Source organism: Anabaena sp. WFMT (assembly GCF_051781005.1).
Lineage (GTDB): Bacteria > Cyanobacteriota > Cyanobacteriia > Cyanobacteriales > Nostocaceae > Anabaena.
In genome coordinates this window covers 16,836-30,435 of sequence record NZ_JBPWOA010000016.1, presented here as the reverse complement: position 1 = coordinate 30,435, position 13,600 = coordinate 16,836, and the positions used below count along the sequence as shown (strand labels likewise).

16 protein-coding genes are annotated in these 13,600 nt (G+C 38.4%); 11 read left to right on the top strand and 5 right to left on the bottom strand.

Annotation, left to right across the window (positions count from 1 at the left end):
• The first annotated feature begins 1 nt into the window (after nucleotide 1).
• The 3 genes from ACSQ6I_RS07745 (at nucleotide 2) to ACSQ6I_RS07735 (ending at nucleotide 2,110) form a co-directional block, all read left to right on the top strand.
• Nucleotides 2-1,354, top strand: coding sequence for a TolC family protein (locus tag ACSQ6I_RS07745; protein WP_438889780.1), 1,353 nt, complete (start codon nucleotides 2-4; stop codon nucleotides 1,352-1,354).
• Between the two features lie 82 nt (nucleotides 1,355-1,436).
• Nucleotides 1,437-1,799, top strand: coding sequence for a hypothetical protein (locus ACSQ6I_RS07740; RefSeq protein ID WP_438889779.1), 363 nt, complete (start codon nucleotides 1,437-1,439; stop codon nucleotides 1,797-1,799).
• On the top strand, nucleotides 1,796-2,110 hold the full coding sequence (locus ACSQ6I_RS07735) for an HNH endonuclease (RefSeq protein WP_438889778.1): 315 nt from the start codon (nucleotides 1,796-1,798) through the stop codon (nucleotides 2,108-2,110). Before ACSQ6I_RS07740 ends, ACSQ6I_RS07735 begins: the two co-directional genes overlap by 4 nt.
• Before the next feature lie 23 nt (nucleotides 2,111-2,133).
• Here ACSQ6I_RS07735 and ACSQ6I_RS07730 read toward each other — a convergent pair whose 3' ends face one another.
• The gene (locus ACSQ6I_RS07730; RefSeq protein WP_438889777.1) at nucleotides 2,134-3,147 is read right to left on the bottom strand and encodes an IS701 family transposase; all 1,014 of its coding nucleotides are present in this window, start codon (nucleotides 3,145-3,147) and stop codon (nucleotides 2,134-2,136) included.
• Nucleotides 3,148-3,817: 670 nt separating this feature from the next.
• Between ACSQ6I_RS07730 and ACSQ6I_RS07725 the strand changes: the two genes are divergently transcribed.
• The 5 genes from ACSQ6I_RS07725 to arfB all read left to right on the top strand — a co-directional run bounded on the left by ACSQ6I_RS07725 (nucleotide 3,818) and on the right by arfB (nucleotide 8,657).
• Nucleotides 3,818-4,405, top strand: coding sequence for a TetR/AcrR family transcriptional regulator (locus ACSQ6I_RS07725; protein WP_438889776.1), 588 nt, complete (start codon nucleotides 3,818-3,820; stop codon nucleotides 4,403-4,405).
• Nucleotides 4,406-4,687: 282 nt separating this feature from the next.
• Nucleotides 4,688-6,160, top strand: coding sequence for an efflux RND transporter periplasmic adaptor subunit (locus tag ACSQ6I_RS07720; RefSeq protein WP_438889775.1), 1,473 nt, complete (start codon nucleotides 4,688-4,690; stop codon nucleotides 6,158-6,160).
• Nucleotides 6,157-7,374, top strand: coding sequence for an ABC transporter permease (locus ACSQ6I_RS07715; protein WP_438889773.1), 1,218 nt, complete (start codon nucleotides 6,157-6,159; stop codon nucleotides 7,372-7,374). The genes ACSQ6I_RS07720 and ACSQ6I_RS07715 overlap by 4 nt, the downstream gene beginning before the upstream one ends.
• A gap of 62 nt (nucleotides 7,375-7,436) precedes the next feature.
• Nucleotides 7,437-8,204: an ABC transporter ATP-binding protein gene (locus tag ACSQ6I_RS07710; protein WP_438889771.1), complete on the top strand. Its 768-nt coding sequence runs from the start codon at nucleotides 7,437-7,439 to the stop codon at nucleotides 8,202-8,204.
• Between the two features lie 39 nt (nucleotides 8,205-8,243).
• Entirely contained in the window at nucleotides 8,244-8,657 is a 414-nt protein-coding gene (gene arfB / locus ACSQ6I_RS07705) for an alternative ribosome rescue aminoacyl-tRNA hydrolase ArfB (RefSeq protein WP_438889769.1), read from the top strand.
• Nucleotides 8,658-8,767: 110 nt separating this feature from the next.
• Here arfB and ACSQ6I_RS07700 read toward each other — a convergent pair whose 3' ends face one another.
• A complete protein-coding gene (locus tag ACSQ6I_RS07700; RefSeq protein ID WP_438889767.1) occupies nucleotides 8,768-9,301 on the bottom strand; it encodes an orange carotenoid protein N-terminal domain-containing protein in 534 nt (177 codons plus the stop codon).
• 335 nt (nucleotides 9,302-9,636) lie between these two features.
• Here ACSQ6I_RS07700 and ACSQ6I_RS07695 point away from each other — a divergent pair, with 335 nt between their 5' ends.
• A complete protein-coding gene (locus ACSQ6I_RS07695; protein ID WP_438889765.1) occupies nucleotides 9,637-10,014 on the top strand; it encodes a hypothetical protein in 378 nt (125 codons plus the stop codon).
• 65 nt (nucleotides 10,015-10,079) lie between these two features.
• On the opposite strand, the gene ACSQ6I_RS07690 is transcribed toward ACSQ6I_RS07695, so the two are convergent.
• Nucleotides 10,080-10,715, bottom strand: a complete 636-nt coding sequence (locus ACSQ6I_RS07690) for an HAD-IA family hydrolase (protein WP_438889764.1) — start codon at nucleotides 10,713-10,715, stop codon at nucleotides 10,080-10,082.
• Nucleotides 10,690-11,661, bottom strand: a complete 972-nt coding sequence (queG, locus tag ACSQ6I_RS07685) for a tRNA epoxyqueuosine(34) reductase QueG (RefSeq protein ID WP_438889763.1) — start codon at nucleotides 11,659-11,661, stop codon at nucleotides 10,690-10,692. Before queG ends, ACSQ6I_RS07690 begins: the two co-directional genes overlap by 26 nt.
• A 294-nt stretch (nucleotides 11,662-11,955) precedes the next feature.
• Between queG and ACSQ6I_RS07680 the strand changes: the two genes are divergently transcribed.
• Both ACSQ6I_RS07680 and ACSQ6I_RS07675 read left to right on the top strand, forming a co-directional pair.
• Entirely contained in the window at nucleotides 11,956-12,477 is a 522-nt protein-coding gene (locus tag ACSQ6I_RS07680) for an orange carotenoid protein N-terminal domain-containing protein (RefSeq protein ID WP_438889762.1), read from the top strand.
• Between the two features lie 158 nt (nucleotides 12,478-12,635).
• Entirely contained in the window at nucleotides 12,636-13,052 is a 417-nt protein-coding gene (locus ACSQ6I_RS07675) for a nuclear transport factor 2 family protein (RefSeq protein ID WP_438889760.1), read from the top strand.
• A 7-nt stretch (nucleotides 13,053-13,059) separates the two neighbouring features.
• On the opposite strand, the gene ACSQ6I_RS07670 is transcribed toward ACSQ6I_RS07675, so the two are convergent.
• On the bottom strand, nucleotides 13,060-13,524 hold the full coding sequence (locus tag ACSQ6I_RS07670; protein WP_438889759.1) for a hypothetical protein: 465 nt from the start codon (nucleotides 13,522-13,524) through the stop codon (nucleotides 13,060-13,062).
• Between the last annotated feature and the right edge of the window lie 76 nt (nucleotides 13,525-13,600).

Genomic DNA, 13,600 nt, shown 5'->3' with positions numbered 1-13,600 from the left:
TATGTTATTTAAAGTGCATTCTACCTGGATTGGAATATTTATCGCTCTCATACCAAATTTTGCAAGTGCAGAAACTCTACCTATCCCTAACTCTAATCCCAATCCTTTACTATTTCCCACCCGTCCAGAGGAAGTTAAAATTCAGGAAAATGTGCCAATTACCTTAATACAAGCTTTAGAATTAGCACAACGTAATAATAACGACTTACAGGTAGTAAAATTAGAATTAGAACGCAGCCGTTCTGCATTACGAGAAGCTCAATCAGCTGTGTTTCCTAATATTGATGTTAATGGTCGTGTAACGAATAGCGGTGATGGGTTTCTTAACAATTCATCTTCACCTAGCACTTCTTTCAATAGTCAAGCACAAATAAATTATAACCTTTATACCTCCGGCAATCGGGAAGCTAGTATTCGAGCGGCTGAGGAACAATTAAGAATAGATGAATTAGATGTAGAAAACCGATTATTAGAAATTCGGTTAAATGTCACAACTGAATATTATGATTTGCAACAAGCAGATGAACAAGTCCGAATTAATCAGTCATCTGTAGAAAATTCCCAGGCTAGTTTGCGAGATGCTGAAGCTCGACAACAGGCTGGAGTGGGTACAAGATTTGATGTTTTACAAACTCAAGTGAATTTAGCAAATTCTCTCCAAAATCTCACGAATTCTATTTCACAACAACAAGTTGCTCGTCGTCGATTAGCAACTCGATTAAGTTTGCCACAGTCAATTAATATCAGTGCAGCAGATCCTGTAGAATTAGCTGGTCTTTGGCAACAGCCATTAGAAGAAAGTATTATCCAAGCTTTTCAAAACCGTCCAGAATTACAACAAGTTTTGGCACAACGCAATATTAGTGAGCAACAGCGACGACAGGCACTTTCACAACTAGGTCCACAAATTAGTTTAAATGCCAGCTACAGTTTATTAGATCGTTATAACGACAGTGTTAGCGTTAGTGATGGCTATTCCTTGGGATTGCAAGCAAGTCTAAATTTGTTTGATGGGGGTGCAGCAAGAGCGCGAGCGGCTCAGTCAAAAGCTAATATTGCGATCGCAGAAACTCAATTTTCTAGCCAGCGCAACCAAATTCGCTTTGATGTTGAACAATATTATTTGCAGTTACAGTCCAATTTGGATAATGTGCAAACTTCTAGCGTGGCTATAAATCAAGCCAAAGAAGCTTTAAGTATAGCTAGACTCAGATTTCAAGCTGGTGTTGGTACTCAAACTGAAGTGATTTCTGCTGAAAATGACCTCACCATAGCTGAAGGTAATCGAATCACAGCTATTTTAAATTACAACCGCGCTTTGGCTAATTTACAAAGATCCAGTAATCAGAAATGAGTATTGAGTACCGAGTTCTAGCGATCGCCTGTTTTCAGTAAAGCTTATAATTAATAAACAGCAGATACCCCTAATAAGCATTATGACAACAGTTGCTATTTTGCCTATATCAAATTCCAGTGGTGAAAAGTCTTACCGTGCCATTGCTGGTGATAAGCAGTCTGTTGGCAAAACTGCCGGTCAAGCTTTAGATGCTTTGACTAGTCTGTTAGGTGAAGTTGAATTTCGTGCAATATTAATTATTGATAACTTTCATCCTGACCAATTTTTTACTAGCGATCAACAACAACGGTTATCTGAGTTAATGAGTATGTGGAGGACAGCACGAGATAAAGAAGAGATACTTGCCCCAGAAATACAAATGGAGTTAGATAATCTTGTCAATGCTGAACTCAAAGCTGCTACAGCCAGAACAGCATCTTTAGCACAACAGTCTAGTCAATGAACCCATTTTATAATCTGGTAGCAGATCGCGCCATTCATCGCTGTGAATATTGTCATGCACCCGAATTAGTATTCAATTTTCCCTTTGAGGTTGAACATATAGTTCCTACTTGTAGAGGAGGTGCTAATGTTGAAATAAATTTAGCCCTTGCTTGCCGTTCCTGTAATCTGCGTAAAGGAACTCGTATTAGTGAAATAGATCCCGAATCTAATGCTGAAGTTCGTCTTTTTAATCCTAGAGAACAACAATGGGAAGAGCATTTTCAAGTTAACAGGACTTACGCAACTGGCACAAAATACGAGCGTGGCTGAGGGAAGTCACATGAAAATTTAAATCAAATCAAAGACATATGAACATCTGGACGTTTTAATTGCTGAATTAGATAATTAGATAGTAAATTGTGTTTGATTTTATAAATAGTTTGGCCTGTTTGATAGGCTAAATTTTTCAATCTCAGCCAAACCAACATAGCACAAGCAATATGATTTCTTTGAAGGCGGGCTTTGCGACATTGACATGATTCAATGCCAGTTAATTGTTTGATTTCTCTGTGAAACTCCTCTATTTTCCAACGAATTTTACACACCTTTTGTGCAACATCCGTAGAACTTTGAGATAAATCATTAGTTGCGACATAATCCGTTCTATCGGTAGAGATAGTAACCCGGAATAGGTTCACTTTTTTCTCAGCAGGAAACGCTTTAATTTTTATGATTTTACCACATTCTAAATCTTCATTACTCCATTCTAATGATTCAATATTCTTATATTTTTGTTGACCAAAAGTATCATCCACTAAACGATTAGTTTTCAAAGGACAATAATAAATTTTATTTAGACTATCAATATAAAGCATTAAATTATTTACTGCATACCACGTATCCATTAAAACAGTTTCAAATGGTAGAAGCTTTTGATATACAAGACCTTGCAGCATATGTTTAACATGGTCTATTTTCGTTAAACCATCATTCTCAGGATCAAAAATTCGATAATCAATTACCCAAAATTTTTGAGTTTTAGGATTTACATATATACAACTAACTATTCCTATCCCTCTCACAATCCCATGCTCATTTCCACTATATTGTCTTCGGACTATTTCTATTTGTTCGGAAAATCTTTTATCTATCACTGTATCATCAAAGATAATATAAGCATCTTCATCCGGGACAATTAAATTTTTCACATTATCCCAAAGTAGACGGGGTGTTAATTTTTCTTTTCTTAAATAATAATTGATTTTATCATGACTAATATTTTCCAAGTGTTCCGCTAAATTAGTAATCGTATAGTTAATTTGACTACTTAGTAGGTATTGACAATAATCTAGTTTCGTGAATTTCATATAAAATCACCAAATAATACTTAAATGATACCTATTATTATCTCGCTCAAGCAAGGGTAATCATATTTTTGTTACTTATGATCTTTATCGTGAAAGTTGCATTTTAAGTATTGGTAACTAAGGTTAATATCGGGGGTGCGATTTCACCGCATCCACACCAATTGTGCCACTTGCCTGAATTATACGTATAAAATATCATCAATCATGGCTTCCTTGAGCAGGAGTATGATTGAAAGTTCGAGCAGGAAAGGGTTTTACCGTTTTCTATTATCTATTTGGCCTCTCGCTCACCCCTCACCCATTGTGCCAGTTGCGTAAGTCCTGGTTAATTCTGAAACTGGTTTAATTATGGGTATAACGCCTATCGGACGAGTAACTGTAAAAACTTTAGAACTAAATAGTCAATCACAAGTAATAGCAAGGCAATTATGGATTCGCTTAGGCTTGTTTCCATAAATCTGAAACTACAGTTAAATACATTATCTCGTTCCCAGTCAGAGACTGGGAATGCTATCACAGAGGCTCTGACTCTACTGTCAATTGGAAGGCAGAGCCTTCTAGCATTCATTCCCATACTCTGTATGGGAACGAGAAATAAGTGCTGAGTAAATCTTCTTCTTGACATCACCATCAATAACTAGTAAATTAATAAGTGAATACACACTTATTTATGGCACGCACACCCAAAATAACTAATGAGCAAATTTTAGATGCAGCCCGTGAAATCTTTCTTCAACAAGGATTTGGGGCTTCAACTTTAGAAATTGCTCAAAAAGCAGGAATTTCGGAAGCGTCGATTTTTAAACGCTTCTCAACCAAAGAAGAACTTTTCTTTGCTTCAATGGGAATTCCTGAAAGACCCCCTTGGGTGCAAGAATTGGATTCTTTATCTGGGAAAGGAAATCTCAAACAAAACCTCATTCATCTGTGTCTGCAAACTTTAGAATTTCATCGTCAAGTAATGCCACGATTAATGATGTTGCGATCGCGTGGTAATCTACTTCCAGAAACGGCACATATAATTAAATCGAAACCTATCCGTGAGGTCAAAGTATTCACTAAATTTCTAGCACAAGAAATAGAACAAGGACGGCTGCGTCAGAGCGATCCTCAGACTATTGCTATGATATTGCTAGGATCGCTAATGAACTATGTTTTCTTAGAACAAATGCACCCTGGAGAAGTTATAAAAACAGATGAAACAACATTCGTTGAAAATCTCGTAGATATTGTTTGGCAAGGAATTGCACCTATTTAAGATTAATTGCACAACTTAACTAAAGCTTTCTTGGCAAATTAATAAGTAATTACTTACATTTTATTGTTATTCCTTGCTAATTAGTAATTATATCTATCTCCAAAAACTAGCAAATTTCACCCAATCAGGTAATGGCTCATCCTATATTTAATTGCTAGTATAAAAGCAAAACTAATAATCTCCAAAGCATAGATTTTACTGATGGTTTATATAAACCGAATTCTTCATTTCTGACTTCAAAAAATTAACAACTTTAAATTTTAGTAATTACCGCAAAATCATATGACCACTCACATAGAAATTCCGCTAATTGGCAAAAAAATTAAGTACCCATTTCGCTGGTTAATGGGGTTAATGGCATCTGGTATTTTGATAGTTGGTACAACTACAGCCTTAAAAATAGCGAATCCAGAAAACCGTAAACAAGACATTACTAAACTCACTGTTCCAGTTGCAGCAAAAAGTGTCACAGTGCGGATTACTGCTAGTGGGAAAGTGCAACCAGTACAAAGCGTGAATATTAGTCCCAAAAATCCGGGAATTATCACCGATTTGGATATTGAACAGGGAGAAACAGTCCAAAAAGGGCAAATTATTGCTCGTATGGATAACTCCGAAATTAAAATGCGAATTCTTCAATTTCAAGCCAATTTAGAGCAAACCAAAGCACAATTAGCGGAAAGTCAAGCGGGGAGTCGTCCTGAAGAAATTGCCCAAGCTAAAGCGCGTGTAGCCCAAGCAGTATCCCAGTTAGCTATCATTCGGGCGGGGAATCGTTCTCAGGAAATTGATCAAGCTAAAGCCGCTGTAGATTCAGCTAAAGCGCAGGTAGAACTAACCCAATCTAGGGTAAGACGTTATCAAGGGTTAGCAAAAGAAGGGGCTATTTCCCAAGATTCCCTAGAACAATATATCAGTGAAGATAAAAGAGCAAAAGCCAGTTTAGAAGAAGCTCAACGCCGATTATCACTACAAAAAGTGGGGAACCGTGATGAAGATATCAAAAGTCAAGAAGCCGTAGTTGCTCAAGAACGGGAAGCACTGCGAAAGCTGGAAAATGGCAACCGTCCCGAAGAAATTGCCAGACTTAAAGCCTCTGTAGCGTCGGCTGTAGCTCAGTTAAGACAGCAGCAAGTACAGTTGGAAGATACCATTATTCGCGCTCCTTTTGCGGGGATTGTGACTCAAAAATACGCCAATATAGGCGCTTTTGTGACACCAACAACTTCGGCTTCTACAAGTACCTCAGCAACTTCTAGTTCAATTGTGGCTTTAGCGACGGGTTTGGAAGTTTTAGCTCAGGTTCCAGAAGCTGATATTGGTAGAATTAAGCAAGGACAGCAGGTAGAAATTGTTGCTGATGCTTATCCAGATCAAGTATTTAAAGGCCGTGTCCGTCTGATTGCTCCTGAAGCGGTGGTGGAACAAGGTGTGACATCTTTTCAGGTGCGGGTGGTGATTGATAGTGGTGCAGATAAATTGCGTTCTGGCTTGAATGTAGATGTGACGTTTTTGGGCGATCGCATTAACGATGCTTTAACCCTACCAACTGTAGCAATTCTCACCGAAAATGGCAAAACTGGCGTGCTGATACCAGATACGGATAATAAACCCCAGTTTCGAGAAATCACAATTGGAGCGCAAATCAAAGACGAAACTCAGGTTTTAGAGGGAGTAAACAAGGGTGATTTGATATTTGTGAACCCACCCAAAGACTACAAAATTGAAAAAGCCAAAGCAGAGAAAAAATCATGAACTTCCTAGAAAGCGTGCAAATGGCGGGTAAAACCTTACTCTCTAATAAGTTGCGTAGCGCCCTGACTATGTTGGGTATTGTGATTGGTAATGGTTCAGTAATTGCGATGATTGGGATTGGGGAAGGAGGACAAAAGTTTGTAGCTAATCAATTAAATTCCTTGGGGCCAAACGTTTTATTTGTGATTCCCGGTAACGAGGAAACTCAACGGGTGGCTAGAAATGTTACCAGAACGCTAGTTTTAGAAGATGCTAATGCGATCGCAACTCAAGTACCTACAGTAGCAGCTACCACAGCGGAATTGAATAGTAGACAGGTGGTGACTTATAAAAACAGAAATACCGATGTCAATATTATTGGGACAACTCCCAGCTTTTTGAAAGTGCGGGATTTTGAAGTAGCGACAGGAAGGTTTTTCACCGACATAGATATGAAGCGCAGCAATCAAGTTGTGGTGCTAGGTGCAAAATTGAAAGACAAACTTTTTGGAAATACTAATCCTATTAGTCAGCAAATTAGAATTAAAAATGCCAGCTTTCAAGTAATTGGGGTACTAACAGACAAAGGTTCAAATTTGGGTGTAGATTACGATGAGTCAGCATTAGTCCCGATTCTCACATCAGCAAATCGGCTAGTGGGAAGAACTTCTCCCTATGGACTAGAAGTAACTTACATTGTCACTTCAGCTAAAGATGCCGATAGTGTGGATGCAGCAGAGTTTCAAATTACCAATTTACTACGACAACGCCACAAACTCGTCGGTGAAGATGACTTTACAATCCGTACCCAAAAAGATGCTTTGCAAACAGTCGGTCAAATTTCCGGTGCTTTGACAACCATGCTCGCTGCGATCGCTGGAATTTCTTTATTTGTTGGCGGCATTGGTATTATGAATATTATGCTCGTTTCTGTCACCGAACGCACCCAAGAAATTGGCTTAAGAAAAGCAATTGGTGCTACCGAGCAGGACATTTTACTTCAATTCATTATTGAAGCAGTAATTGTTTCTGTAATTGGCGGTTTAGTGGGGACTACAGTTGGAGTTGGTGGCATAATTTTAGTATCAATTTTAACTCCTTTAGAAGCGAGTATTTCCATCGTTTCCATTACAATGGCAGTTGGTATATCTGGTGGAATTGGTTTATTTTTTGGCGTAGTTCCTGCCCGTCGTGCTGCTCAACTTGACCCAATTGTAGCATTAAGAAGCGCGTAAATAATTCATAATTCGTAATTCGTAATTCGTAATTCGTAATTTTAAAAAAGGAATCAAATTCAGTGGCAAATACTCTGACTTTAACTGATTCAAACATTCCTAATTCAGTACCAAAATCAGGAATTATTCGCCTTGAGGATATTTTCAAAATATATGGTAGTGGGGAAACAGAAGTAAAAGCACTAAATGATATCAACTTAGTTATAGAAGAAGGTGAATATTGTGCAATTATGGGTCCCTCTGGTTCGGGAAAATCTACAGCCATGAACATTATTGGTTGTTTAGATCGTCCTAGTTCTGGACATTATTATTTAGACAATCTTGATGTAGCCCAAATCGGTGATACAGAATTGGCGCATATTCGCAATAAAAAGCTAGGGTTTGTATTTCAACAATTCCATTTATTAAATCAATTGACAGCAATGGAAAATGTCATGCTGCCAATGGTGTATGCTGGTATTAAGCCAGGGGAAAGAAAAGAACGGGCAACTGAAGCATTGATAAAAGTAGGTTTAGAAAAACGTCTCAATAACAAACCTACCCAATTATCAGGGGGACAACAACAAAGAGTAGCGATCGCTCGTGCCATTGTCAACCGTCCCGTTGTTCTCCTTGCTGACGAACCCACCGGCGCACTTGATTCCCGCACAACTCAAGAAGTTTTAGATATTTTTGGTGAACTTAATAGCAGTGGGATTACAGTAGTCATGGTGACTCACGAACCAGAAGTTGCTCGTCAAACCAAGCGTATTGTTTGGTTTCGTGATGGTGAAGTCGTCCATTCTCACATTACACCAGCAGAATTGAATCAGCTTGTAGTGTCTGGATAATACGCCAAAAATTCTACCAAACTATCTTTAAAAAAGACTATGCTGCAAATCACCAACAAAACTATCATCCCTCTCACCGACATCAGCATTAGTGCAATTCGTTCTCAAGGATCAGGCGGTCAAAATGTCAATAAAGTTGCTACAGCCATTCATTTGCGCTTTGACATTAACGCCTCCTCTCTATCACCGCTTTACAAAGAACGGTTGCTCAATTTGGGAGATCAGCGCATCACCAAAGATGGGATAATTGTCATCAAAGCCCAGCAACATCGTACTCAAGAACAGAATAAAGAAGACGCACTCAAACGTCTCCAAACTTTAATCAGAAGCGTTACTGTCATCTCCCCAAAACGCAAGCCCACAAAACCCTCACGCAGCGCTAAAAATAAACGCATTGACAGCAAAACCAAACGCGGTGAAATTAAAGCTCTACGAGGTAAAATTACAGAATGAGCAAGCCAATATATCTAAGGTGAAGTGATACTTTCTCACCTCACCCCATTTGAGTTAAATTAACTTACAACTTGTTAATTCCCAAATCAAAATTCAGAATTTTGATTGAATTATAAACTGGCTGTTTTACCTGTTTCTGCTTGTGTCGCAATCGGCTTGACATCGCTATAACCCATCTGACCAGCAATTGTCCGCAAAACAGAAATTTGCCCTTCAAAATCTATTTCTTCAGTTTGAGCAAGTAAATCATTAATTGCTTCAGTTGACTCATAATTATCTGGCATTCCCACTACAGTATCCCCCATAGCTTCTGCCCAAACATACCAAATGAACAACTGGTTATTTTCTTTTAATGCTCCATAAGAACGAGAATAAGCTGTATCCTTACAGTTAACTATATCCCGCATAATTTCTAGTTGTTCATCATCTGATAATTGCAAATAGTCTCCTACCAACATGGGAGCTAATTCTGGTTCTGCGGCTGAGGGAGCAGCAGGAGTAATGGTATCACCCATTTTTTCATAAACAAAATATAGCCAAGCTAATTTGGCATCGGTATCTAAGGCATTAAAATCTTCTACTAAATTTTGAGTTTCCTGGCTCTGAGCTTGATGAGAAATAGTTTTATTGTAACTAGCGGTCATAATTAATCCTCAGAGTAATTTAACAGTTAAGACTTTAGGACTTACGCACTCAGCCAAGTTGAGAACGGTAAAATAGGCGTTTCAACTTCTGGAGAGATTCTTCGCTGCGCTCAGAATGACAGTTTTCCGTTTCAGTGCGTGAGTCCTGGACTTATAGGATTATCAGATTTTTAGAATTATGTTCTACCACCAAAAGAAGGATATTTATTAATTAGCTAATTTAGTTTTTATCTATCCTGTTATAGAGAGTACACTCTCTCTTAAGGAACAAGAATTTAGTAAAATATTTTGATAAAATTGCACCAGTAATGTAGATATTAATTAAGGTTTTAATTATGCCTGATAAAGTGAACCCTAGCCCGAATGAAGCGACTACTCATGATGCACAATTAGCTGCTGAAAATATAGTTAGTGGTGATGAAAAAGCACCAAAAGTAGATTTTGAAGCTGATTATGCAGCTGCACAGCAGTTCAGTGTCAGTGAAATTGACCGCACAGGTGAAGGCAAAACTGCTGCTGAAGCTGCTACTGCACCTAAATATGAAATCCCTGAACCAGAAGAGACAAAAACTGAAGCGCAGTCAACAGGTAATCCTGATGATTATATAGAGATGAGTAAGGAAATAGGTGCTTCTAAGACTGAGGGTATCACTAGTGTTAGTGATGAGTTAGTACAACAAGCTTTGCAAAAGGGTAAAGCCCCTCAGAAGTAATTCCAATTATTTAACATCAAAAACTTAATTTTTTGCCAATGCTCAATCTTTATTAGGTTGGGCTTTTAACAATTTTTGATCACTTCTAATAATTCACCTGGATGATCAATTAAAAAATTTGGATGTTCCTTGGCTAGTGCTTCTGCTGAATTAAACCCCCAGGTGACTGCAATCACTTTGATATTTGCTTTTTTTGAAGCTTCAATATCTCTAGTTTCATCACCCACGTAAATAACTGATTGCGCTTTAATTTGCCTCTGCCTTAAGACATTATTAATTATTGTGGTTTTTCCAAAAATCGTTACTCCTGAATGGATAAATTCAAACAGATAATCTAAATCATTGCATTTGAGGAACTCAGTTACATTTTCTTGAGAATTAGAAGTAATAACTCCAAGTTGATATCCTTCATTTTTGAGTTCTATTAAGGCTTCGGGAATTCCGGGTATGGGGTGAAATTCTTTAATTTTGTTTTTTAATTCACCTTTAACTTTTTTAAGCAAAAAAGGAATCTTTAAGACGGAAATACCTGAATATCTAATAATTTCTCTAGAAGTTAAATTCCTCAAAAGAGCAAGTTCATCGGGGGTAATTTGTATATAACCAAACTCTAAAGCTAAACGATTGGCAATAGTTACAAGAGCATCTACTGTATCCGCAATCGTTCCATCAAAGTCAAATATTATTACTTTCTGGGTCATTCTTTAGCCTAGATGCATCAAGATTAGCACGAGCGTTCCGTCGTAACATTTCTGGTTTAATCCGTCGTAAGGCTGATGCTGGAAATTGTTTATCCCACTCCTCATCTGAGATTTGCGCTAATTCTACCAGCTTGGGTGCTAAATTCCCAGGATAAGGTTGAAAATCTGTTACATCTGTTTCCTGAGCAAAACGCTGATTCCAAGGACATACATCTTGACAAATATCGCAACCGGCAACCCAGCCATGTAAGTGAGGTGTGAGTATGTCTGGCAAGTTATCGGCGCGGTTTTCAATGGTATGATAGGCTATACAACGATTGGCATCTACTACAAATGGCTCGGTAATTGCCCCAGTAGGACAAGCCTGTAAACATCGGGTACAAGTTCCACAATGTTCTGTAGCTGGGCGATCGCTCTCTAGTTCTATATTAGTTAATATTTCTCCCAAAAAAACCCAAGATCCATAGTCTCTCGTGATCACATTACCATTCTTGGCAATCCAACCAATACCAGCTTTTTGCGCCCAAACTTTATCTTGCACTGGGCCTGTATCTGCATAATATCTGGCTTTTACACCTTCACTCCATGATTCTAGCCCGGTAGCTAGTTGTTTGAGCTTTTTGTGCAGAATTTTATGATAGTCCCGTCCCCAGCCATAACGGGAAATTTTTCCATATTCTTCACCTTCTGGACGTTGGTCTGGTGTGTAATAATTTAGCGCCACACAAACAAGCGATCGCACTTCTGGCATTACTAAACGAACATCCTCACGTTTAGGATTAGCCATCCATTGCATATCAGCGTGATAACCCAATTCCATCCATGCCTGCAACCGTTGCATCACTATGGCATCTATCCCATCTACCGATGCAATCCCAACTTTATGAAAACCCAACTCCCTGGCTTTCTCTTTTACCATGCTGCTGGTGAGTGGAGACTGATTCATTTTTATGATTGCAAGTTTTGCCAGTCGATTGCATGGCGATTGTACACTATTTCGTGAATATATTCATTTGATCTTACTATCCATACCATTTGTAAACATTGTTGTCAAATTATTAAGAAATAATGCAGAATAGTTAGCAAGAGGTCAAGCAACCCAGAGTGATGCAAACCTCCCACCGATTAACAAAATCACTTGAAAAAGTGCCTAGTAAAAAATACCAAATCCATTTTTCATTCGTTATTCGGTGTACGCAGTTCATGACGACCACTTAGTTATATAGACTGTGGTAAAAATATGACATTCACTTCTGATTCAGCTTCAACCCGCCTCTCTCAGGCTTTCAACTACAGCACCCAAGCTGGTGATGCTGTCGCTTCAACTACTGCTGTCTTCAAAGCCCTCAGCGTGGATGAACAACTAGCTGTACTATGGTATGCCTACACAGAAATGGGTCGCTCCATCACCCCAGCAGCTACAGGTGCAGCACGGTTACAAATGGCAGAAGGTCTTTTGAGTCAAATTAAGCAAATGTCTCACCCAGAGCAGTTACAAGTAATGCGGGACTTGGCTGCTCAAGCAAATACTCAAGTTTCTCGTGCTTACGGAATTTTCAGTGTTAACACAAAGTTGGCTTTCTGGTACGAGTTATCAGAATTAATGGCGAAAGGCTCTGTTATTCCTGTACCAGCAGGTTATCAGCTATCTCGTGATGGCGCACAAGTTTTAGAAACACTCAAAGATTTAGATTTCGGTCAACAAATTACAGTGCTACGGAAAGTAGTTTCTGACATGGGTGTTGATCCTTTAGCTGACTAAATATTACGAATTTAGTCATCTGAAGATAATCAGCTTTCGATATCTTTCCAACCTCAATGTTTTTTATTGTTGTTCCCAGGTAATTGCTTGGGACAACTTTTTTTAGATAGTGATTCATAACAATTTACCAATTACCAATCACCAAATGAGATAAATTTATGACAGCTAGTGAATTTATAAGAGAACTTCAGATTTCAGGAATTACAGAACCGATTATTTTGCGTTATTTCACAACTTTAAATGCTGGAGACTTTACAGCGACTGCTGGGTTATTTGCCGAAGATGGTGTGATGCACCCACCATTAGAGTCTGCTATTGTAGGACGAGATGCGATCGCTACCTATCTACATCAAGAAGCGCAAGACATCAAAGCCAAACCCCACCAAGGAACTACTGAGAATTTGGTAAATAATCAAATCCAAATTCAAGTGACAGGAAAAGTACAAACTTCTTGGTGTAGTGTTAATACCCTCTGGATATTTATCCTTAATCACCAAAAGCACATTTTGGATGCCAGAATCAAACTTTTAGCCTCTAGGCAAGAATTAATTGCTTTGCGTCCACCAGAGAATTAACAAAAAATCATTTTTCAGACTTTAATCTACTCTGACTTTGAGTAGTCACACTTCTTTCCAAAGAACGGAGTAACAATCTTCTACCTAGCTCAACGTCTGAGGGAGAACATTGCCAATCTGGATGCGCTGTCATTAACAAGCTATCTAAAGTTTCTTGATCAAAAAGATGCCACACAGGAGCATCATTTACTCTAGCTTCTAGAGCATAGCAGTTAGCAGCTATACAACGAATCATACAACGGCTGGAAATTCTTGCCAAACTCATTATTTCTCCAGGTTTTAGAGAGCGGAATTTGCGGATCACTTCTTTGAACTCATCAAAAGAAGAAACTATTAACCCAGGAAGAGCTAAAGTCACCTTCTTTTCTCCATTTACTGCAATCCAGTAATGACGGCTGGGATCAATTCCTTCTAACCAGGGTGATTCATCATCAAGACGATAACGAGGCGACAAGCAAAATAAGGGTTTCATAAAATTGAAATTTTAGTAAAGTAGGTATCAATTTAGAGTCTTTAGTACCCAAACAGGATTCAAGACTGAGAAAAGC

Excerpts from the sequence above, each read along its gene's own strand:
- arfB (WP_438889769.1), top strand. The coding sequence starts at position 8,244 with ATGCTGCAAATCACCAACAAAACTATCATCCCTCTCACCGACATCAGC.
- ACSQ6I_RS07700 (WP_438889767.1), bottom strand. The coding sequence starts at position 9,301 with ATGACCGCTAGTTACAATAAAACTATTTCTCATCAAGCTCAGAGCCAG.
- ACSQ6I_RS07745 (WP_438889780.1), top strand. The coding sequence starts at position 2 with ATGTTATTTAAAGTGCATTCTACCTGGATTGGAATATTTATCGCTCTC.
- ACSQ6I_RS07740 (WP_438889779.1), top strand. The coding sequence starts at position 1,437 with ATGACAACAGTTGCTATTTTGCCTATATCAAATTCCAGTGGTGAAAAG.
- ACSQ6I_RS07720 (WP_438889775.1), top strand. The coding sequence starts at position 4,688 with ATGACCACTCACATAGAAATTCCGCTAATTGGCAAAAAAATTAAGTAC.
- ACSQ6I_RS07695 (WP_438889765.1), top strand. The coding sequence starts at position 9,637 with ATGCCTGATAAAGTGAACCCTAGCCCGAATGAAGCGACTACTCATGAT.
- ACSQ6I_RS07670 (WP_438889759.1), bottom strand. The coding sequence starts at position 13,524 with ATGAAACCCTTATTTTGCTTGTCGCCTCGTTATCGTCTTGATGATGAA.
- ACSQ6I_RS07680 (WP_438889762.1), top strand. The coding sequence starts at position 11,956 with ATGACATTCACTTCTGATTCAGCTTCAACCCGCCTCTCTCAGGCTTTC.
- ACSQ6I_RS07715 (WP_438889773.1), top strand. The coding sequence starts at position 6,157 with ATGAACTTCCTAGAAAGCGTGCAAATGGCGGGTAAAACCTTACTCTCT.
- ACSQ6I_RS07725 (WP_438889776.1), top strand. The coding sequence starts at position 3,818 with ATGGCACGCACACCCAAAATAACTAATGAGCAAATTTTAGATGCAGCC.
- ACSQ6I_RS07675 (WP_438889760.1), top strand. The coding sequence starts at position 12,636 with ATGACAGCTAGTGAATTTATAAGAGAACTTCAGATTTCAGGAATTACA.
- ACSQ6I_RS07735 (WP_438889778.1), top strand. The coding sequence starts at position 1,796 with ATGAACCCATTTTATAATCTGGTAGCAGATCGCGCCATTCATCGCTGT.
- ACSQ6I_RS07690 (WP_438889764.1), bottom strand. The coding sequence starts at position 10,715 with ATGACCCAGAAAGTAATAATATTTGACTTTGATGGAACGATTGCGGAT.
- queG (WP_438889763.1), bottom strand. The coding sequence starts at position 11,661 with ATGAATCAGTCTCCACTCACCAGCAGCATGGTAAAAGAGAAAGCCAGG.
- ACSQ6I_RS07730 (WP_438889777.1), bottom strand. The coding sequence starts at position 3,147 with ATGAAATTCACGAAACTAGATTATTGTCAATACCTACTAAGTAGTCAA.